Source organism: Paenibacillus sp. Root444D2, assembly GCF_001426375.1.
In the GTDB taxonomy this organism is placed as follows: Bacteria; Bacillota; Bacilli; order Paenibacillales; family NBRC-103111; genus Paenibacillus_E.
In genome coordinates this window covers 1-21,207 of sequence record NZ_LMEO01000028.1, presented here as the reverse complement: position 1 = coordinate 21,207, position 21,207 = coordinate 1, and the positions used below count along the sequence as shown (strand labels likewise).

The window sequence follows — 21,207 nt, the reverse complement described above, 5'->3', positions numbered from 1 at the left end:
ATGCCGGGCAACCATTTTCAATTGGAATATGGGAAGAAAATACGCTTAGAAAGCATTGATCCTAATGAAACCGGAGCTCTCCACGATCGTGAAGAGGCCGAACCGAATATAGAGCGTCTGAGTGAACGATTAGAAGCCTTGCAAAATATCCTGTACGCCGAGAAGAAGCAGTCTGTTCTTTTTGTGATTCAGGGCATGGATTGCAGCGGCAAAGACGGCGTCGTTAAGCGTGCGCTCGGAAGACTGCATCCACAGGGCTTTCAAGTAAGCAGCTTCAGAACGCCTACCGAAGAGGAAGCCGCTCATGATTTCTTGTGGCGCGCTCATCAGGTTGTGCCTGCGAAAGGAATGATCGGGGCCTTCATTCGGTCTTATTATGAAGATGTGCTGATAACCCGAGTGCACAACTCGATTAGTGATTCAGAAGCGAAGAAACGATTCAAGCACATTAACCGATTTGAGAAATTGCTGGAGAGCAGCGGTGTGAAAATCGTTAAGATTTTCCTGCATATTTCGAAGGATTTCCAACTTGCAAAGCTGCGAAATCGGCTAACGGATCCAACGAAACGTTGGAAATTCGATAAGAATGATCTCGTGGAGCGAGAATCCTGGGACGAATACCAGAAGGCTTATGAGGATGTGTTTAAGCAGTGCAGCTCGGCTTCCGCACCGTGGTATGTCGTGCCTGCTAATCATCGCTGGTACCGGGATTGGGCCGTTCTGCAAATTGCTGTAGAAGCATTGGAAAGCATGAATTTAGCCTATCCAGAATCCGATCCGGAGCTCGATCAGTTGCTTGATCAATTATAGAAGCAAGCTCAAACTATCTCTCTAGCTCTCTTAATGTGGTATAGTGAGAATAGTAGGATGTTAACATAACATTCTCTACGAACTGTACTAGGAGGCAAACATGTTTAAATCTATTCCTGTCAGCATAAAGGCTAAAATTACGTTGGGATATGTCTGTATTATTCTATGTTTAGGGGCTGCCCTCTTAGTTGTGAGTGATCGAATAACCTCTCTTCAGAAGGAAGTAGACTATATATCCACGCATGATATTGAAGTGCGTGATCTCCTCAACGTCATACAAAAAAATATGATCGATATGGAAACGGGGATGCGTGGCTACGTCATTACAGGGGATGAGCAGTACCTGGATCCCTATGAGGCCGGCAGCCGAGCATGGCTCGATAATTATAATAAGCTTCATCTTTTGATAAGTGATAATCCTGCACAACAGAAAAGTTTGGAACAGATCAAGCCAACGATTCAGAACTGGATCAAGAATGGTGGCGATAACGTTGTTAAGTTGAAAAAAGAAAACAATACAGCAGCCATTAATGACTTTTTCAAACAAAATTCAGGGAAAAAATTGATGGATCAGCTGCGCACGCAGTTTGATTCCTTTCTTAGGGTTGAACAGCAGTTAACGGCTGCAAGAGTCGATCAGTTAGCAAAAAGCAACTATAATCTGAGAGTTGTTCTTTTTAGCGTTTTGGGCATTACATCAATTTTTGCAGTTCTGGTGGCTTTATTTTTGTCCAATTCGATTACTAGCACGATTAATCGAGTCATTAAGACAATTCGAGATATTACAGCTGCTGAAGGAAATCTTGATGCAAGAATTGAAGTGAGAACCAATGACGAGATAAGAGTGCTGGCAGAAGCAACGAATGATTTGCTGGCAAGCTTAGACAAGCAAAACTGGATACAAACCAATATAACCGAAGTTTCAACCTTGTATCAGGGGATTGGTGATATCACGGAATTGAGTGAAATCTTTGTAAGTAAGTTAGCTCCTATGCTGGATGCCGTCTATGGTGTTGTATACCTCCGTAATAACGTTGGGGGCGAGATTCGATATGTGAAAATAGCAGGATATGCGGCATCCGGGGTAGATCCCTCATCTGCTAGCTTTCGTTTAGGGGAAGGCTTAGTCGGGCAATGTGCCGTAGATAAGCGGATTTTCCTGATGGATAATCTTCCGGAGAACCATGTTAAATTAACGTCAGGTTTAGGCGTCTCCTCGCCACGAAGCTTACTGGTTGCTCCTATCATGGTGAATGGCAAAGCAGAGGCTGTTATTGAGTTAGCTTCCCTTCTGCCTTTCCAATCGAAGCATCTTACGTTAGTCGATTCGCTGCAAGAGAAATTCGGAACGGCGATTACGAGTGTTCGAAGCCGAATGGAAGTAGAGCGTCTGCTTTCAGAGTCACAGATGTTGACGGAAGAGCTGCAGTCACAATCGGAAGAGCTGCAGACACAGTCTGAAGAACTCCAGATGCAGCAAGAACAGCTGCGGATGACGAATGAGTTTCTAGAGGAACAAAACCATTTCGCGGAGCAGAAAGCATTAGAATTGAAGAAAGCCAAAGATGAGCTGGAAGAGTTCTCGCTGAAGCTTCAGACGAGTTCGCGGTACAAATCCGATTTTCTGGCGAACATGTCCCATGAGCTGCGAACACCGCTCAATAGCATTATGATTTTGTCGCAAATGCTTGCGGAAAATAACGGTGACATGCAAATGTCGGAGGTTGTGGATTATTCACGTGTCGTGTATGCCGCAGGCAATGATCTGCTCGCACTGATTGACGATATTCTTGATTTATCCAAAGTAGAAGCGGGTAAAATAGAAATTATGACGGACGAGGTCAATGTGACCGAAATTCCGCAATTAATGAAGCTGATGTTTGATCCCGTAGCGGATAAGAAGGGGCTGGATTTCGAGGTCATTTTGGAGCCGAATGTGCCTAATGTGATTTTGACAGATGGCCAACGCATGCAGCAAATCGTGAAAAATCTGTTGTCTAACGCTTTTAAATTTACCGAGCAAGGCTCTGTAACCATGAAAATTGCGCTTGCTGACCCTTCTCGAGTCAAAGAGCTCCTTCATAGAGATCCGAAAGAAACCGTACTGGCTATTTCGATTACGGATACCGGAATAGGTATCCCGATCGATAAGCAGCAGGTTATTTTCGAAGCATTCCAGCAGGTGGACGGTACAACAAATCGTCAATACGGCGGAACAGGACTGGGTTTATCGATATGCCGCGAGTTTACGCGTTTGCTTGGTGGTTCCATTGTCGTAAAAAGCGAGCTCCATAAGGGCAGCACGTTCACCCTCTATGTACCTAATGCTAGTGAATCGGAACCTGAGGCCAAAGCGAGCGATCATCCGCGGGAGGAAATTGCAGCAGCTAGCGAGAAATTGAAATTAGATACTACTGTAGCCGTTTCGACGGAACCTAGTGCCTTAATAGCGGAGCAGCAAATGGCTGAGCCTATAAGCTCAGATTTGCAATTGTTTCACGGTAAAAGAGTGCTTCTCGTAGACGATGATGCGCGTAATGTTTTCGCGCTTGTCACGGCGCTTGAGACGAAGGGAGTTACCGTGGAGATTGCTGATCATGGTAAGCATGCCCTGGAGCTTTTATCCGTAGATTCCGACTACGACCTTGTGTTAATGGACATTATGATGCCTGTCATGGGGGGCTATGATGCGATGAAAGCGATTCGCGGTCAGCTGCAGCTGCACGATGTACCCATCATTGCACTAACGGCGAAAGCAATGAAGAGTGAAAAAGAGAAATGTCTGGAGTCCGGCGCTTCCGACTATATCACCAAGCCGCTGAATATGGATCAACTATTCTCGCTTATGCGGGTATGGTTGACGAAGCAGGTGAAGAAACATTGATTCGCCAGCCCTTAGATCATTACTCCGAATTAGAGGAACTGCCCTACGATGAGCTTCAAAATATCGAGATTAATCTGCTCTTGGAAGGCTTATATCAAATGTATGGGTTCGATTTCCGCCATTATGTGCGCTCATCCTTACGCAGGCGAATTCTCAATCGCATGAAAGCAGAGAAATTGCCATCCATTACAGCGCTGCTAGAAAAAGTCCTTCACAAACCCGGCTTCGTGGAACAATTACTGAACGACATGTCGATCCGAGTGACAGAAATGTTCAGAGATCCCAGCTTTTTCAGCGCTATTCGTAATCAGGTAGTTCCCCAGCTTAGGAAGTATCCTGAGATTCGGATTTGGCATGCAGGCTGTGCCACTGGAGAAGAAGTGTACGCAATGGCGATCCTGATGCAGGAAGAAGGCTTGGCTGAGAGGACTAAGATTTACGCGACGGATATGAATGAGAAAGCGATTGAGAGCGCGCAAAAAGGCGCTTTCCCCCTGAAGCAGATGCAAGTCTATACGAAGAACTACTTGGAATCTGGCGGGACCAAAGCCTTCTCCGAGTACTATACAACAGACCATCAATATGCTTATTTTCAGCCTTTGATGAAAGAAAATCTGATGTTTGCGCAGCACAATCTCGTAACGGACGGCTCCTTTAATGAATTCCACGTCATCCTGTGCCGCAATGTCATGATCTATTTCGATACGAAGCTGCAGCAGCAAGTGCACAGCCTATTTCATGGCAGTTTAATTCCAGGTGGATATCTAGGCTTAGGAAAAAAAGAATCCATCCTTTTCGTGCCCGAAGGGGTGCAATATGATGACTTCGTACCGCAGGAACGAATTTATCGTAAGAGATGATTGCTGAACACTCTCCGTTGGAGAGTGTTTTTTTGTTTTGAATATGGGAGGAGGCGGAGCCTACTCTACGCAAGCTAGAATTGGGGGATTTCTGCGGCGAGTACAACTAGTTAGATTAAGTTTGCTGCACTTTACGCATCTTTCTGTTCTTCAACAGTCGCGTAAGATCAATGCCCGTACTTGTAATTGCGTAGCCACAACCCTTGCGGAACGTAGATACCTTATTTTACTCGAAACCGCGTTTTTCATGGTTTCGCGGAACGAGGATCCGCTATTTCACGTTTTAGAGGTGTAAAAACTGCAAAAACACTAAAATAGCGTACATACGTTCCGCATGTGGGCCCGATATAGACATATGAACCGAAATAGGGGATCCTCGTTCCCTGCGAGCCTCAGATCAGCAGCTTAGTATCGAACATTCTACTTTTTACTACAACCTCGGATAACGGTGCACGGCCCATGGCCTATAAGGGTTGTTTCATCAGCAGCGAGGAACGTTTAAATACAAAGTAGGATTGTACTTTAGACGCAGAAAGAAGGGAAATGCATGGAAGATGAATTCAATGAGAACAAATCCACAGACGAATGCACGCCTGAGAAATTGTTTCAGGAACTGGATAATGATCCAAGTACCAAGCTGGACAACGACCAGTTAGATCGCATAACGGCCATGGTGAACGAATATCAAGGGAATATTAAGTCCCATTTGATTGAACAGCAGGAGAAGAAGTCTTCAAGGGCTGATCGCCTTGCTGATCATATTGCTTCTTTTGGAGGCAGTTGGACATTTATAGTGCTGTTTTGTGCTTTTTTGGGGGTTTGGATGATCATTAATCTGATGGGCTTCGCTTTCGATAAACCGCCGTTTATCCTGCTTAATTTGATTCTATCTTGTGTATCGGCCCTGCAGGCCCCTGTTATTCTGATGAGTCAGAATCGTCAAGCGGCGCGAGATAAACAGGAGGCGATCCTTGATTTCGCGATCAATTACCGAGCCGAGCAAGAGAATATGGAGCTAAAGGCATTGCTCGAACGACTAGATAAAAGGCTGGATAGAATGGAAGAGGTGGGCTTAATACAGCAAGCTGAAAAAAGAGTATAACAGATGATATTACATGACCTAAGCAATTTTATGTAATTGACTAGTTGCTTAGATGTTGATCATATCATCTGGAATTCTCCCATTCATTTCGAGCAGCTTTTTCTTCGGAATCATTAAAAAAGGTTGTTGCTGCGGTAGGTTTTCGTTCTAATCGTGCTTTTCCATTTAAATTATTTTTAACGGACACCAGAGACCTTATTAGCTTGATTAACCGCTGTTTCTCAATTCTTACGGACACAGTGGACCTTATTTCATTATATTCTTCCAATTGGATGCCATTACGGGCAAATAAGTGCTACTATGTCCGTTAGAAAGCGATTTGCTCCTATAATTCACCGAATAAGGGCTTCTATGTCCGTTAGGGTAAAGCCTAAGCACCTCAGGAACTAAGAATGCCCATTCAGATCATGGATACTGATCTTCCAGTGGCTCCAATGGTTCAAGGTTATTTACAGAAATTCATTTCAACTGCATTGGTTATCTAATGCTCTTTGGGTTACCGCATCTACCAACTCTTACCACAAGGGGCATAGGTCATGTGATATTAAATAGATGAGAATATATTTTCCAGCTAGGAATGTTTCATTACTAGGCGATGTGGTTAATAGATAGCATAGCAAGAACAACCAATAATCGATGAGAAGAAAGGGTGTTTCCTATGTTAGGTTGGGCAATTATGTTTCTGATCATTGCGCTTGTAGCCGGTGTTTTTGGATTTTTCGGGATTGTCTCGGCAGCGGTAGGGATTGCCAAAGTCTTATTCTTCGTATTCCTGATTATGTTCGTCGTATCCTTGATTTTCGGAAGACGAAAAGGCTTTTAGCAAAAGTTTAATACAGCTCTAACCCAATAAATAATAGCCAAAGAGGAGGATTACCATGAATACTTATACCAGAGTGAGTGTCACATCGAATCTCCAAGAGGCACAAAGTAAAGTGCAGCAATTGTACAGAGAAGGCTTTGAACGAGAGCATATTTATGTGCTGACTCACAGTGCTGAGGGTACTGATTACGTCGCTAACTATACGGGCGCAGAACAGATCACCATGGCAGAAGAGGGAGTTCTGACGTCGATCGCTAATTTGTTCCGTTCTCGCGGCGATGAGCTGCGGGCTAAGATGAGAGCACTCGGTGTGCCTGAAGTGGAGGCCGGTCGTTTGGAAAGCGAGCTGGATAAAGGGAAAATCCTTGTTCTGGCTACCCCTTCAACTGAGGTTAGAGCATATAATGGTGAAGACTTTCAACGTACTATTTTATGATAAAACCTTAAAAAAGGGACTCCTCCCTCCGAGGAGTCTCTTTTCTGTGTAGAAAAGAAAGTATAAGTTGTATACTTTTGCTTTGCATCTACCTTGACAAACGCGCTCGTCCCTAGGACGATGGAGTCGTTTATCCTTGCCTTATGTAACAGTAAAAACAAAAACCCCTAAACGCCTCCATTCGGAGACGCAAGGGTTCTCGTGAAATCAATTGCTACCTTCTTGCATTCATCGCCTGCTGCTTGTGTTCGATAAGGTTGGGAGCATCTTTAAATCCTTGACCATGGATGAATTGCAAATTGGACATGCAGGACTATCAGCGAATGAAAAATTATCTCTCATCCAGCAGGAGCACTGTTCTGTGCTGCACGTCCAGATGCTAGTTTGCTCCTCGGGGACAGGTTCCAACGATTTCTTTGAAAAGTACAATCGAACTCCTCCTTGTCATAGTAGACTCAGACTCGCAAGCAGTTAAAGCAATATGTGGTGAAGGACTACAGCTTGACTACATTTTCAGCTTGCGGTCCGCGGTTACCTTGAACAACTTCAAACTGTACGCTTTGGCCTTCATCCAAGCTTTTGAAGCCTTCCCCAGTAATAGCGCTGAAGTGAACGAAGACATCCTTGCCGCCTTCCATTTCAATGAAACCAAAACCTTTTTCTGCATTAAACCATTTAACCGTGCCTGTTTCCATGTATACAAAAACCTCCAACAATAATTTGTGCCTGCGCCCTGTTTCGGAAGATCACGTAGATCCCGATAGCTTGTTAACGCAGCTTTGATAATATATCCATTTATAGGGGAGCTTATTCCATTTTTACTAAAAATTCATTTATCAATAAATCTATCATAAAGTCGTTTGGTCAATAAGTATTGACTAACCGCCATTCTCCGCTTTATACTGATGCTAATTGTAAGCTGCAAGACACAACTTTATAGTTCGTATAACCTCGATAATTCGGTTCGGGGGCTCTACTGGGAACCTAAATCCTAACTACGAACACAATATATGCTCATATATTGTGTTTGTTGTTAGGATTTTTTTGGTTTCCTCATTTACGTTGAGGAGGAAGATGGAATGGGTTCATTGTTGATTCGCAATGCCAAAGCAATTGTAACGGTGGATGCGGAGGATCGTGTTCTGGAAAAGGTGAATATCCTGATTGAGGACAATCGGATAGTGAAGATGGGGAAGGACTTGTGTGAGGCTGACCAGGTTATTGATGCGTCTCAGATGTTCGTGTATCCCGGACTCATTAACGTGCATCATCATTTGTATCAAACTTTCACACGCAATCTGCCGCAGGTGCAGAAGTTGGAGTTATTCGAATGGCTGCGTTATCTCTACGAAATTTGGAAAGGGATTACGCCGGACGCCGTGTACCATAGCTCGCTTACAGGGATCGCTGATCTGATGAAGAATGGCTGTACGACGGTTTTCGATCATCATTATGTATTTCCGCAGCAAAATAGTGCCCATTTTATAGATAAACAGTTCGAAGCAGCGGAGCGACTTGGTATCCGATTCGTTGCTTCGAGAGGATCCATGACACTTGGCAAGGATCAGGGAGGGCTTCCTCCCATGAGCGTTGTTCAGGACATAGATACGATTCTAGCCGATAGTGAAAGGCTAATTGATCTCTACCACGATGCCAATGTAGGCTCCATGCGACAGGTAGTGCTCGCTCCGTGTTCACCGTTCAGCGTATCCGCGGATATCATGCTGGAATCGGCGAAGCTAGCCAGGTCCAAGGGTGTGCGGCTGCATACGCATCTAGCTGAGACGAAGAACGAGGAAGCCTACACGCTCGAACGTTTCGGCATGAGGCCATTGGCATACATGGAAAGTCTGGGTTGGTTAGGCCCCGATGTGTGGTATGCGCATGGAATACATTTTAACGATGACGAAATGAAGCTGCTTGCATATACCAAGACAGGAATCGCACATTGTCCGATATCGAACATGAAGCTTTCGTCTGGCATAGCCAGGGTACCCGAGATGCTTGCGATGGGGATTCCCGTAGGCTTAGCCGTTGATGGGAGCGCCTCTAACGATGGCTCGAACCTGCTAGAGGAGCTCCGAGTCTCGTATCTCTTGCACAGGCTTCAGTCAAGCAGTCAGGCTCCGACTGGCTATGATCTCCTAAAGGTTGCAACCAGAGGCGGAGCAGATATATTGGGAAGAAGCGACATAGGCTCGCTGGAAATTGGCAAGGCTGCTGACTTGTTCATGGTGCGTGTAGATCAAATTGACGCGGTGGGAACTCTGACAGATCCGAAGTCGTGGCTAGGCACGGTTGGACTCAAACGTCCGGTTGATTATACCATTGTGAATGGGAAGGTTGTCGTCGAGAACGGCAGACTGGTCGGAACTGATGAGGAGAAATTAGCTAGAGATTGTCAGGATTCATTCGAAAGATTCATTCAGCAATGAGAAAAGCTCGCTCCACACCGGTCATATAGACCGAATGAGAGCGAGCTTTTGGCTTAGGAGCAGGCTATTCTCTTGTAATAGTAACACTACTTGTTTTAGTATCGAAATCAACCTTACAGCCAAGCTGCTCGGCAATAAAACGAAGCGGAACAAAAGTGGAGCCATGCTTCAGAATCGGAGTGCTATCCAATTGAACAGGAGATCCGTTAACGCTCGCTGTTTTACTGTTAAGGGTCAGGATAATCGTTTTGTCGCTAAGTTCGTCTCTCACTGTGATTTGCTTTGAGTCCGCGTTCCACTTCACTTGCGCACCAAGCCTCTCCGAAATGAATCGAACCGGCACCATGGATACTTGATCCTCATTGATAAAAGGATGGGAGGAATCGAACTCATAGTTATCATCGCTTCCCTGACTCATCAGCAAGTGAATGTCTTTTTTGGCTATTTTCAAATCATCTCTCAGAAATGAATAGAACGTAGATTCCTTATTGAAATATTTTAGAAAGGAATCATTGTTGGTTGATATCCCGCTCAGGTTAAATACCCCGCCGGAGGTATCAATTACACTCGCTGTAACAGGCTTATTAATATTCCATATTTCACTAGTGTAAGTGAATTTAAGCGAACTGATTCCCGCGCTAACCTCTGTGATGGGGAGCGTAAGCTCTGCATTTACTTTGCGAATCTGTTTATCGGTATCGATGAAGAAGTCTGTTTTAAGTACGGTTTTATCACTCAGGAATGCTTTCACTTGAGAGTCGGAAACGGAAGAAAGAGTCTCCTGCATGTTCTTATCCCACTCGTCGAGAGCTTTCTTAAGAAATTGCTGAATGGTTGTGTAAACAAACTCAACAGCTAGTGTCTTGTTATCAAGGTAAGCCATCATCAGGTCTGGCAATTCAGAACTTAACCCACTCTTAGAAGGGGAAGCTTTCATTTCTTCTTTAATAATAGGCACCAATGCATCATAGAGCTGACCAAGCAATTCCTTCATTCCATTTTCATCAGCGAGGATGTTCGTTAGGAATGCTTTCAGAAGGCCTACGAGCTCATTACCTTTAATCTCTATGTGGGCCTTTTGCATGGAAAGTGTTTCACTATTCACAGGCTCGGACACGGAAGATACAGAGAAATGTTCCGGATTAGGAGCATTGGTTAAGAAGAATTTGAGCAATGCAGGCAATAATTCTTCTGCTTTCTTGAGAAGCTTCTGCTGCATGTCGGAAGATAGCGCAGTAGAAGATGCGCCAGACAAGCCAGCTTGCGCCGCCATCAGATCAAAGATAAGCGGTTTCTTGGCACCTTCAATCTGTATAGTTAGTTTGGTCCCATTTAAGTTGAGCTGGAAGGGGATAGATCCCTTGCTGTAAAGAGTAAGAGCGCCGTCTACAGAGATGTGCTGTTTATCTTGCATTTTGACACTCTTCAGCTCTAAATTCACATGATGCAAGACATCAATCAGCCGTTTTTCGTCAGCGGTCAAGCCGTCGGTGTTACCTGTGATGATGTCCATTTGAAGCGAGCCTTTGGATTCAGCCGATTGAATGGAGGCACTATTTTGAATAGCTTGTCCCAAATCTAGCCCTTGAACAGCCTGACACCCCGTTAACGCCAAAAGCATAATAACTAATGCGGTGGAAATCAACCAAGTAAATCTCTTTCTTTGCATCTACAAATCTACTCCTTAGATATAATAGCTAGTAAAAAATAGCAGTGATAGATTATACGCATAAAAAGAGGGAAAGGTGCGCTTGGATTAGAAAAATTTTACAACCTTTTAACATACACCTAATAGAAAAGCTCGTTCTTAGAGGCCGTAACGACCTGATGAGAACGAGCTTTGTCTTAGGCAAGCAGTACAATAACCAATAGTTCGAAAAGGACAAGCGTCATGATTTGGTTGTATTGAGCTGGCGTGTAAATGGGTCTATGCTGACCATGAGGATGCCCATGCGGATTCACTTGAAGGTAAGCGTGGTGTCCATCCACGTTAACCAAAACACCTTCATGCGTATGTCCTTCTAACGTTGTGACACGAATGGTGCGACCGATATGAGGGTGGAGTGCACCTACGATCATATCTCTTTTCTGCCTTAACATGTGCTGCCAATTTGGATCTGCCTGGAAGAGAACATGAGGCCCTTGATGACCAGGATGACTAGGATGACCAGGATGACTAGGGTAATGCGATGGATTCGTATACATATGATATCGCTCCTTTTTCGTGCGGCTGCGCTTAGCAGTAGGCTGATTGCCTAGGTTCACTACTAGACTATTCAGCCGCCTAGAAAAGGTGCAATCGACTACTCATGTCAATTCAACAGGTTAGTCGCGTTTAATCGTAACTACACGGGTATCGTCATTGAAGGAAACTTTGCTGCCGAGCTGCTCCGCGATGAATCGAATCGGCACGAAGGTGGAGCCGTTATGGAGCGTAGCCGCACTTTCCAACTCGATAGATGCGCCGTTGACACTTGCGATCTTACTGTCTAACTTCAGAATGATCGTTGCACCTGACAACAGGTCTTTGATGGTAACCTGCTGAAGATCTCCGTTCCAGCCAACCTCAGCGCCAAGCTTTTCAGAAATAAATCTTACAGGCACCATCGTTTTGTTATCTGAATTAATAAAAGGCTGCGGGGTATCGGATTCAGCACCTGAAGCACCTTCGTTCAACTTCAGATTGATTTCTTTTTTCGTCACTTTCAAATCTTCCTTGAGCAGCTTGTAAAAGAGAGACTGCTTATCTAGGTTAGTCAATAAGCTGTAGATGGATGAGGCTTCCATGCCTACATTAAGCGCGCCGCCAGAAATGTTGATGGTATTCGCCGTGACCGGCTTATTAATATTCCACGTCTCACTTACATAAGACAGCTTGAGAGTAGCGACGCCTGAGCTTGTATTCGTTAGAGGAACATTGAGCGCAAGGCTTTGCTTGCGAACTTGCTTATCAGCGTCTGTGTAAATATCTGCTTGAAGGGCTGATTTGCTGTTAAACAAATCCTGAATCGGCAGAATGCCCGGCTCGCCCGAAGCATCTCCGGCAATCAATTTATCCAAGGACGCAGCTGTTTTCTTCAAGAAATCTTGAACAGGTGGATAGACAAGTCCAACAGCTAACTGTTTATTACTTAAAATCTTTAGAGAAAAGTCGGTAGATCCGCCCTTGATTTGCTCCTCAATAATAGGTGAGAGGGCATCATACAGTTGGCTGATCAGTTCTTTCAATCCAGCTTCATCAGCGAGAACATTACTCAGCAGCTTTTTGAGAAGGGAAGCCAATTCCGTGCCGCTAAGCTCGATATGCGTTTTTTGCAGAGAAAGGGATTCGCCATTCACTTTGTCTGTGACAGGTGTGACGGATATGTTAGACGGATTAGGCGTATTAGCTAAAATAAGTCCAATAATTGCAGATTTAATATCCGCAATTTTGTTCCCAAACTGTTCTTGCACAGCTGCGGGTAACAGCTTCGTAAACGATAAATTAGAACCTCCTAAGACATCGAAAACAATCGGTTTCTTCGCGCCTTCGACACTCAAAATAAACTTGGTGCCCTCAGTTGCAAGTTTGAAAGGAATTGTGCCTTTACTGTATGTAATCGTACCATCTGCCGAAAGGTGCTGTGCATCTTGTGTTTTCACATTGGTGAGATCGATTTTCACGTTTTGCAGAGCCGTTAATGCCTTCTGCTCCTCAGCGGATAGCATCGAAGTGTCGCCGGGCACAAACTCAAGTTGCAGGGTGCCTTTGGATTCTGAGGACTTCACAGCCCAGTCATTCTGAATGGCCCCAGCAAGGTCCAATCCTTGCACAGCCTGGCAGCCTGATAAAGTAAACATCAATAGAACCATTGCGGCGGAGATCCACCAAGTCAATTTCTTTTTGTACATGTGATAATCTACTCCTTAGGTTTAATAGAATAAGCGATAAAGTCGTCGAAAGATTATACGCTGGAAGTAGCAGAAGGATGCGCGGTGTAGTGAATTTTCCTAGGAAGTGGGAATGTCAGCTGATGCACGCTCCCATTTTTCGAGCTCGCTTTGAATGTCTGCCCGAAAAGGAAACTGATTTTTAAGTTTCTGGAGTTCTAACTTTGCGCTTTTTCTTTTTCCTTGTGCGTAATCGATTTGACATCGTAGAAATAAAACATGAATATCTCGTGGGTTCATCGACAAAGCGTTGTTTATTTCGGTAGCTGCGCGGTTAAGACTCGTTGAATTGTTTGTTTCAAGGTAATCTTTTAATAAGAGATAGGCCACTATAGTATGCTGGTCTGCTGATATGAAGGCGAGAGATGTACTACGTTCAAGTAGTTGAATCGCTTGTGGATTGTTTTTCGCATAACTAGATACTTGTTCTGCCTGTGAGATTAAAGATTCTGAAATGCTTAGACGGATAGAGATATAAGATAAGATGACAAGAGCCAATGAAAATAGTATTCGAAGAGGCTGTCTGATGTTCAATGATTCTTTTTTTGGTGTACGTTCATTCAAATGTACAGGGATAATCAATCCCAAGAGAACCCAAAGACCAAATAGAATGGAATAATTAAACGTAAAATCAACTGCACTATGGGCAAGAAGACAGCCGAAAGCGGATAGACAACCTACGACCCATATCTTTGTAGAGTTTTCTGCTATTCTGTATGCGGAAATGCCTTTCCATATAAACATTAAAACAAGAGTTAAGAATAGCAGTACGCCAACTACACCTGTTTCAATCCAGATTTCTAACCAGTGATTATGTAAGTAACGGACAGAGTAGGCAGCAGTTTGATACTGATATTGCAAAATGTTCCATGCTCCCCCGCCGTACCCGAATAAAGGGGAATCCTTAATCATTAACCAAGCGTCCTGGTAGTATCCTAAGCGAGCACTCCATTCGGATGCCCGGGGAGTAATATGAATCAAACGTTGTAAAAGTGTAGAGTCGATGGAGTATAAGATAACCGCAGTCAACACTAAAAGGACGGGAATTATTGTAATGGATAATAATCTAGCTTGTATTTTTTGAGTGAATGAAATAAGAAACGCAACGATGAGAACAGAGCAAATAAAAGCCCACTTAGACCATGAATAGGTTAGGGCACTGATCATTCCTGCACTAATTGCTATAGATACTTGAGGAAGATTTTTTCTATTTCCTTTTCCGAATGCCCAATATTGAACAGGTATAGTGACTATTAGAAGTACCAGAACTGTGCGAGATCCACTTAATATGACTCCTGATGTTAATAAGGAGCATAGCCAGATGTAATGGATCTTGTTTTCTAATGCTGATAGCATCAAGGATAATATCAAAGCAGTTAAAAGCAATATTCCCCATGTATTAGCATATTCAAGTGATCCTTCGAAACGACCCTCTCTGAATTGGTTAAAGAGTACTCCGAAAATAACCCAACCTGAACAAATATAGACTAACATTCGCACCAATGCCTGTGCGTGTTCTTTCGTAAGCTGCACAGCTATAAATAATAGAGGCAGTACAATCGCAACACGAAAGGATGTGGAGAGTGATTCTTGCTGATTAATAGCATTTATAGTAACCAAAAAATATAAACAGACAAAGGCAACTAAGACATAGAATGCAGGATGAGAGGGTATTCGTCCTCCCAAAAAGATAATAGCAGCTATTGTATACAAGGTGCCGCCAAACGTCAAATACTCCTCTTTAAAAAGCAGCCCATGCTGGAAAAGAGCTATACAGAAAAAAAAGGTAAGCGCGACAAACGAAGCAAGAGATATCCAATATTCTGAATTTTTGTGTATATTTTGGGTCTTTACGAGGTGCGCAATAGGTATAATCACTCCGTTTAACAAAATTTAAGTAAAATTTGATTCTATGTTCCTATTTTTCATTATAATACATAGGCCTCAAGTATTGTTGAAATTTCTGATATCTCTTATTATTAGTAGGTATTTACATAGGGATTATCAACCTGAGGAGGAATTTTCTTGCAATTGCAACGAGATTTAACTAGACGGCTCACAAAAAGGGCCTCTGCAGCACTTGTTTTATTTTTGCTATTAAATGTATTTACCCCCATTCTAGCATCGGCAGCAAGCTTGTTTAATCTACAGTTTGATCCAGTGTCTGGGAAAGTATATGGTTACATTTATTCGGACAAGCCATCTCTTTCCGTTAGTGTAAATGATGCTACTTACGGGACGAAGTCGGTTAAAAGTAATATAAATTTTACGAAGACTTTTAATACGGGATATTACTATGATTTGAATGAATTGGGGGGCAATGAGCTTAAAGGTCTCAAGCCTGTTACAGCGGTTGTTTATGAAGGTAGTACCCCTGTTTACTCAACAGTAAACAATGTTACTGGTGATGTTTACAGTTATAGTAGTAAAAGTAATCCTACTCTTAGTCCGCCTACAGGTCTGGTTGCAACTTTAGATCATGGGAGCTGGAGGATTAACTGGGGCTCACTCAATCAGACATTTCAATATGGCATAAGAGAATACAGAGATGGCCAATTACGTTCTGAAGGTTGGGGAAACTCATGGAGTAATGAATGGAGAACATCTTATGAATTTAATAGAGCACCAATAGATCTTCAATTGAGTATAGTTGATGTACTTGGCAACGAATCACCACTGAGTGAAAAGGTTTCTCTCATCTCGGCAGCAGAGCCTGACGGTTATCACTATCAAGGTAGAGTGTTCTTAAATGGGTATTCTGTAAAAGGTACGAAGTTTGATATCAAGAATAAATTAGGGGAGATAGTGGAAAGTTTCACTTATAATGATCAGGCAATTAAGGGTCAATCTGATCTAGGTCGTTATTGGATAAACTATAATTCACCTGGTTTTGCTGGTAAGTTTTTAGATTATTATTTTGATTTGCCCGATAAAGATTATTCTATTACTGTAACAAATATTGAAAATATGATTTTCCAACCGAAATCATATCCTACTGATTTTGCTGCGTATGTTGATTACGATGGTAAATTTGCAAATGTATTTCATTCCGAGATTTTTATGTTTGGTCATTTTAAAACAACACCGACATTATTCTTTAATAATAAAGAGGCCGGTCACTGGTTTGGACCAAATGAAGAAATTGCAAAGTTTACTCCTTCACGAGGAGAAGGGAATTTTTTGAACATACAGTTCCCTCATGATATTTGGCCCGTAAATGGATTGGGGGCGCACAATGTTACTAGCATACAGCGTGAAAATTTGTCAGTTTCAGATTTCCAATTAATAAAAGTTTCAGATCAATCAGTGGTTGGTATCCAGAATTGGTATTCAGGTGACATTCTCTTACGACAGGGTATAGTAGCTCTTATGCTTGATAAAGGCTTAGAACCTAATGAGCAATATGTTCTTAAAATGTCGCCAACTAGTGGAGCGAATGAGATAAGGCTACCTCTTTGGTCGGGAGATAAATTTAGTGCATCTGTTTCAACAACTGCAGATAATCATAATAATTATCTCTTAGATCAATATGTCTATGATGGAACGCTAATTGACACCTTTTTAGAACAGCAAACAGTTAAGCTTATTACAACCAGCGTAGCAGATGCCAATGCAGCAGCAACAGTAACAGCAAAAATCACAGCTCTACCAGCGGTAGTGAGTGTAACGTTAGCCAATGAAACAGCTGTCAATGAAGCGAAAACCGCCTTTGATCTACTAACAACTGTTCAAAAAGCTTTGGTAGGCACAGCAAATCAAACAAAATTGGCTGATACCGTAGCCAAGATTGCGGAATTAAAAGCAGCTCCAAGACCCCCAGGTAACGCCGGTGGAGGAGGGGGCTTTATAGATAACTCTCCTAAGCCTACAGAAGATGGTGTCAAATTGGATTCTGGCTTATTGAATGTTACAAAAGAAGCTGGTTCAGACGGCAAACAAGTTTCGCGTGTAAAACTTGATGCTGATGCACTGAGTAAAGCTCTTGATGCAGTGAAGAGTAAAGATAAAGATCATCAAACAATCTCAGTGGAAGTAACCGATTCAGAAGCTGGGGCTAAAATTGATATTCCAGCCGCTTCTTTGGTAGATGCGTTTAAGTCGAATTCGGATATTATTATTTCTATTCAATTGGATACAGGTTCTTATCAGGTGCCAGTTAGCATTTTTAAAGATTTAGCTGGTAAGTTAAATGCGGATCTTAAAGATGTAAAAGTGACGATTTCCGTGACGCAGGCATCAGAGATGTCATACCAAGCACTCCAACAAGCCAATCCCTCTGTTAAGACATTGATTGCAAACCCTATCGAATTTACGATAACAGCAGAGACAGGATCCGGTAAAGTTGAAATCAATGATTTTTCAGGAATCTATGTTAAAAGAAAAATAATAGTACCATCAATTGTAGATGGCGATAAGTCAACTGTGGTTTCATTTGATCCGATAACTGGAAAAATGAGTTTCATTCCTGCCGTTGTGAAGCATGTAAATGGGAAAACTGAGATTACTATTAAATCGCCGCATAATAGCATATATACGCTTGTTGAGTTGAATAAATCATTTAGTGATATCAGCACTCACTGGGCTAAAGCTGACATTGAATTGTTAGCTTCGAAGTTTGTCGTACAAGGGATGAATGAAACAATTTTTTCACCTGATCAACATGTGACGCGCGCGCAATTTGCTGCAATGCTTGTTTCATCACTAGCCCTAAATACCGATTCTAAATCAGCTGTTTTCCGTGATGTGAAAGCTGAAGATTGGTTTTCAGGTGCAGTAAACACTGCTGCTAAATTAGGACTTGTTGAAGGAAACTCTGCTGAAGAATTTGCTCCAAATGCAAATATTTCAAGAGAGCAAATGGCCATGATGATTTCCCGTGCTTTGAAACTTTCTGGTAAAGAAGTGCGATCATCTACGTCTCAAGATAAGCTTTCCCGCTTTACGGATAGCAGTTTAATAAGTGACTGGGCTAAGTCGGCAGTAGCTCAGACAATAGAAGCTAATATTGTAAATGGTCTAACTAACCAATCGTTCTCACCTAAAGAAAATGCGACAAGAGCACAAGCAACGGTGATGTTGAAACGATTCCTGCAATACGTACAATTTATTAATTAACATAAGAAAAAGCCTCAACTGAACCACCCAAAACTTTCCTCCTACTTTCGTAGGAGGTTTTTTCTATTCTTCGGTTTGCAAGAAGTTCCTTTTCACAAGGAGTGAAAAGAGGCCGTGAAACTTTTTTCTTTTATTCGCGTCTATAAAGTGTATGTGATGTTAAATTATGGAACAAAATTGATGTTCTTAGATTTATGCTTTAAGAAATAAAATATACTGAATATTACGTCTGTAAGAGGGTGACAAAATTGATGACGTTGTTTGCCATATGTTTCTTTGTAGGCCTTGTACTTACCGTACTTGTTACGTTTTTTGGCGGCGATTTCTTTGAGTTTCATGCGGATCACGGGGCTGCCCATGGCCATGGTGGACCGTCTTTTTTTAACTTATCTTCCATTTTAGCTAGTTTGACGGTGTTTGGCGGCATGGGGTATATGCTGAATAAGGTTGGGATGACAAGTAGTTTGCTCATTCTTCTTATCGCGATCGGTGCCGGTCTCTTCGTAGGATGGCTCTTCTTCCTTCTCTACGCCAAGGTTATTTATAAGCATGACCACAGTATGAAAGAGAGCGATTTTGATCTGAGTGGTCAGTTAGGGAAGCTGTCTGTTCCGATTAACGGGAAGGGGATGGGCGAAATGATGTTTGTGATGCATGGCACTACGCGTTCCATCAGTGTTCGTTCTGAGAATGGGGAATCCATTCCGAAAGGGACGAAGGTCGTCGTTCTGCACATGAATAAAGGGATTGCGACGGTAACTAGGTTTAACCAATAATAGCAGCTGCAATTAACTACTGGGAGGTTATGCGTTTATGTTGGGAATTTTGTATACGGTTGTTGCGATTGTTGTTGTCGTTTTCATCTTACTGGCTTCTATTGTGAGAGCGTACAAGAAAGTGCCGCCGAATGAAGCGATGATTGTGTATGGTTTAGGTGGTAAAAGGGTCGTACAAGGCGGAGGGACGTTCGTCATCCCTGGTTTTCAAAGCTTTAAAACGATCTCCATGATGCTCATGAGCTTCGATGTGAAGCCGGATCAACCTATGTTTTCTCAGCAGGGCATACGGCTCAAGATTGAGGCGGTGGCTCAGATCAAAATTCAAAGTGATCCCATCGCGATCGGCACAGCCTCGGAGCAGTTTCTTGACCACACACTGTTAGAGCGGGAAATGATGATTTTGCATTCCGTAGAAGGGCATCTTCGTGGGTTGGTTGGGCAGCTGCCGGTTGAATCTATTCTCAAAAATCCGGATGAACTGAACAGCAAGATGAGGGAAACGTGCTCGGAGGATTTGGATAAAATGGGGCTGAGCCTCATCTCCTTTGTGCTCAAACGAGTGGCCGATGATCAAGGATACATTGAGAACCTGGGCGTGCCGGAAGTGGAGCGTATCCGCAAAAGTGCTAGTATTGCCAGAGCTGAAGTGGAGCGGGATATCCAAATTCGTCAGGCAGATACGGAAAAGGAATCCGCGATACGTCGAGCGGAAGCCCATCAGTTAAAGATTGAGGCAGAGAGCGCCGCTTCGGCGAAGGAAGCGCAGTACCGCAAAGAGCTCAGCATGAAGGAAGCGGAGTTCAAGCAGGAAACGACGAGCCGACAGGCTGAAGCGGATTTGGCTTATGAATTGAAGCAGAAGCAGATTCAACAGTCGCTCGTAACGGAACAGGTGAAGATCAGACAGATGGAAGCAGAGGCGAACAAGACAGTTCGCCAGATTGAAGTCGAGCTGAAGGAGAAAGAGCTCGAAGCGTCGGTCATTAAGCCGGCTGAAGCGGAGAAGCTAGCGGCCATTATGCGTGCCGAAGTCAATAAGCAGAGGCAAATTCTCGAAGCCGAGGCGGATGCGGAGTCGACGCGAAAACGCGGCGAAGCGACGGCAGAAGCGGAGCTCGCCAAAGGGAAGGCGAACGCGGAAGTCGTCCGCTTGGCGGGTCTTGCGGAAGCTGAAGCGCTGGAGAAGAAAGCGGAGGCTTACAAGCAGTATACGCAGGCGGCGGTTACGGTGGAGATTCTTAGGATACTGCCGGAATTGGCTGAGAAAATTGCGGCTCCGCTGAGCAATGTCGATAAAATTACGGTGATTTCACAAGATGGAACGACGTCAGGCGTGAATCGGATTACAGGCGATATTGCCAAAATGATCGCGCAAGTGCCGGAAATTACACAGACGTTAACGGGTAAAAGCGTGACAGATCTTGCGCGTGCATTTCTAGGCAAGGATAATGAACTTATTTTAAATAAAGAGTCGGAATAACGTGAAAGAACCATGTATATGAACAATGTAAATGAGCAAGTCCTTAGCTTCCAGGCTGAGGACTTTTTTTTGTATAGGAAATTATGCAAGCTGCTGATCTGTGGATAAGCGGTGTAAAAGGAACTGGGGGGATGGGAAGATGAATGAGTACTGGCGGTTATTTGGCATGCCCAGAATGTAATGGAACGATGGTAAGAAAGGTAAAGCTGAGGGTTAGATGAACCTTCGGCTAGAAGTGTTTAATCACCCGAAGGGAGATTCTGTGCTTCCAGAACAGCTTGGAGGTCTCGCGTTTGCTTGAACCATTGGATTTTATCCACTGATTTTCCTATTTAGGCCTAACAATGACATCTAACATTGGATTATTTCCAATTGAATTGCCTCAAAATGCTATTATTCATGGAAAATGGAATTAAACTAATTAGTAGACACACTGTAATGGAAGACCTGTATACTAAAAATATAAATAAGGTCGAGGTGTGGCATGGGAGAAACGAGAGAAAAACGCAAACATAGGTGTGGCATGGGAGAAACGAGAGAAAAACGCAAACAT

At 43.3% G+C, this 21,207-nt stretch carries 16 protein-coding genes and 1 riboswitch; of the genes, 10 read left to right on the top strand and 6 right to left on the bottom strand.

The window, feature by feature from the left end:
- From ASD40_RS17255 to ASD40_RS17235, 6 genes are all read left to right on the top strand, one after another.
- A complete protein-coding gene (locus tag ASD40_RS17255) occupies window positions 1–810 on the top strand; it encodes a PPK2 family polyphosphate kinase (RefSeq protein WP_057304433.1) in 810 nt (269 codons plus the stop codon).
- 100 nt (window positions 811–910) lie between these two features.
- Window positions 911–3,694, top strand: coding sequence for a CHASE3 domain-containing protein (locus tag ASD40_RS17250; RefSeq protein ID WP_057304432.1), 2,784 nt, complete (start codon window positions 911–913; stop codon window positions 3,692–3,694).
- Window positions 3,664–4,554 (top strand): CheR family methyltransferase, encoded by an 891-nt coding sequence (locus ASD40_RS17245; RefSeq protein WP_082562264.1) that lies wholly within the window; start codon window positions 3,664–3,666, stop codon window positions 4,552–4,554. The genes ASD40_RS17250 and ASD40_RS17245 overlap by 31 nt, the downstream gene beginning before the upstream one ends.
- A 547-nt stretch (window positions 4,555–5,101) precedes the next feature.
- A complete protein-coding gene (locus ASD40_RS17240) occupies window positions 5,102–5,656 on the top strand; it encodes a DUF1003 domain-containing protein (protein ID WP_057304431.1) in 555 nt (184 codons plus the stop codon).
- 658 nt (window positions 5,657–6,314) lie between these two features.
- The gene (locus tag ASD40_RS36445; RefSeq protein WP_082562263.1) at window positions 6,315–6,479 is read left to right on the top strand and encodes a DUF1328 domain-containing protein; all 165 of its coding nucleotides are present in this window, start codon (window positions 6,315–6,317) and stop codon (window positions 6,477–6,479) included.
- Window positions 6,480–6,534: 55 nt separating this feature from the next.
- Entirely contained in the window at window positions 6,535–6,915 is a 381-nt protein-coding gene (locus ASD40_RS17235; protein ID WP_057304430.1) for a general stress protein, read from the top strand.
- Window positions 6,916–7,143: 228 nt separating this feature from the next.
- On the opposite strand, the gene ASD40_RS36440 is transcribed toward ASD40_RS17235, so the two are convergent.
- Together ASD40_RS36440 and ASD40_RS17230 are read right to left on the bottom strand one after the other, a co-directional pair.
- The gene (locus ASD40_RS36440) at window positions 7,144–7,344 is read right to left on the bottom strand and encodes a cold-shock protein (RefSeq protein ID WP_082562262.1); all 201 of its coding nucleotides are present in this window, start codon (window positions 7,342–7,344) and stop codon (window positions 7,144–7,146) included.
- Window positions 7,345–7,409: 65 nt separating this feature from the next.
- Window positions 7,410–7,610, bottom strand: a complete 201-nt coding sequence (locus ASD40_RS17230; RefSeq protein WP_029196201.1) for a cold-shock protein — start codon at window positions 7,608–7,610, stop codon at window positions 7,410–7,412.
- 226 nt (window positions 7,611–7,836) lie between these two features.
- Window positions 7,837–7,933: riboswitch (purine riboswitch) on the top strand.
- Window positions 7,934–7,994: 61 nt separating this feature from the next.
- Here ASD40_RS17230 and ASD40_RS17225 point away from each other — a divergent pair.
- Window positions 7,995–9,350, top strand: coding sequence for an 8-oxoguanine deaminase (locus ASD40_RS17225; RefSeq protein WP_057304429.1), 1,356 nt, complete (start codon window positions 7,995–7,997; stop codon window positions 9,348–9,350).
- 64 nt (window positions 9,351–9,414) lie between these two features.
- Here ASD40_RS17225 and ASD40_RS17220 read toward each other — a convergent pair whose 3' ends face one another.
- The 4 genes from ASD40_RS17220 to ASD40_RS17205 all read right to left on the bottom strand — a co-directional run bounded on the left by ASD40_RS17220 (window position 9,415) and on the right by ASD40_RS17205 (window position 15,011).
- Window positions 9,415–11,019 carry a copper amine oxidase N-terminal domain-containing protein gene (locus ASD40_RS17220; RefSeq protein ID WP_057304428.1) on the bottom strand — a complete coding sequence of 535 codons (1,605 nt, stop codon included), beginning with the start codon at window positions 11,017–11,019 and terminating at the stop codon, window positions 9,415–9,417.
- Between the two features lie 176 nt (window positions 11,020–11,195).
- Window positions 11,196–11,555, bottom strand: a complete 360-nt coding sequence (locus ASD40_RS17215) for a hypothetical protein (RefSeq protein WP_057304427.1) — start codon at window positions 11,553–11,555, stop codon at window positions 11,196–11,198.
- A 120-nt stretch (window positions 11,556–11,675) separates the two neighbouring features.
- Window positions 11,676–13,241, bottom strand: coding sequence for a copper amine oxidase N-terminal domain-containing protein (locus ASD40_RS17210; RefSeq protein ID WP_057304426.1), 1,566 nt, complete (start codon window positions 13,239–13,241; stop codon window positions 11,676–11,678).
- A gap of 99 nt (window positions 13,242–13,340) precedes the next feature.
- The gene (locus ASD40_RS17205; protein ID WP_156390055.1) at window positions 13,341–15,011 is read right to left on the bottom strand and encodes an O-antigen ligase family protein; all 1,671 of its coding nucleotides are present in this window, start codon (window positions 15,009–15,011) and stop codon (window positions 13,341–13,343) included.
- Between the two features lie 294 nt (window positions 15,012–15,305).
- Between ASD40_RS17205 and ASD40_RS17200 the strand changes: the two genes are divergently transcribed.
- The 3 genes from ASD40_RS17200 to ASD40_RS17190 all read left to right on the top strand — a co-directional run bounded on the left by ASD40_RS17200 (window position 15,306) and on the right by ASD40_RS17190 (window position 20,654).
- Window positions 15,306–18,395, top strand: coding sequence for an S-layer homology domain-containing protein (locus ASD40_RS17200; RefSeq protein ID WP_057304424.1), 3,090 nt, complete (start codon window positions 15,306–15,308; stop codon window positions 18,393–18,395).
- Between the two features lie 248 nt (window positions 18,396–18,643).
- Entirely contained in the window at window positions 18,644–19,171 is a 528-nt protein-coding gene (locus ASD40_RS17195; protein ID WP_156390053.1) for an NfeD family protein, read from the top strand.
- A gap of 37 nt (window positions 19,172–19,208) precedes the next feature.
- On the top strand, window positions 19,209–20,654 hold the full coding sequence (locus tag ASD40_RS17190; RefSeq protein ID WP_057304422.1) for a flotillin family protein: 1,446 nt from the start codon (window positions 19,209–19,211) through the stop codon (window positions 20,652–20,654).
- The last annotated feature ends 553 nt before the right edge of the window (window positions 20,655–21,207 follow it).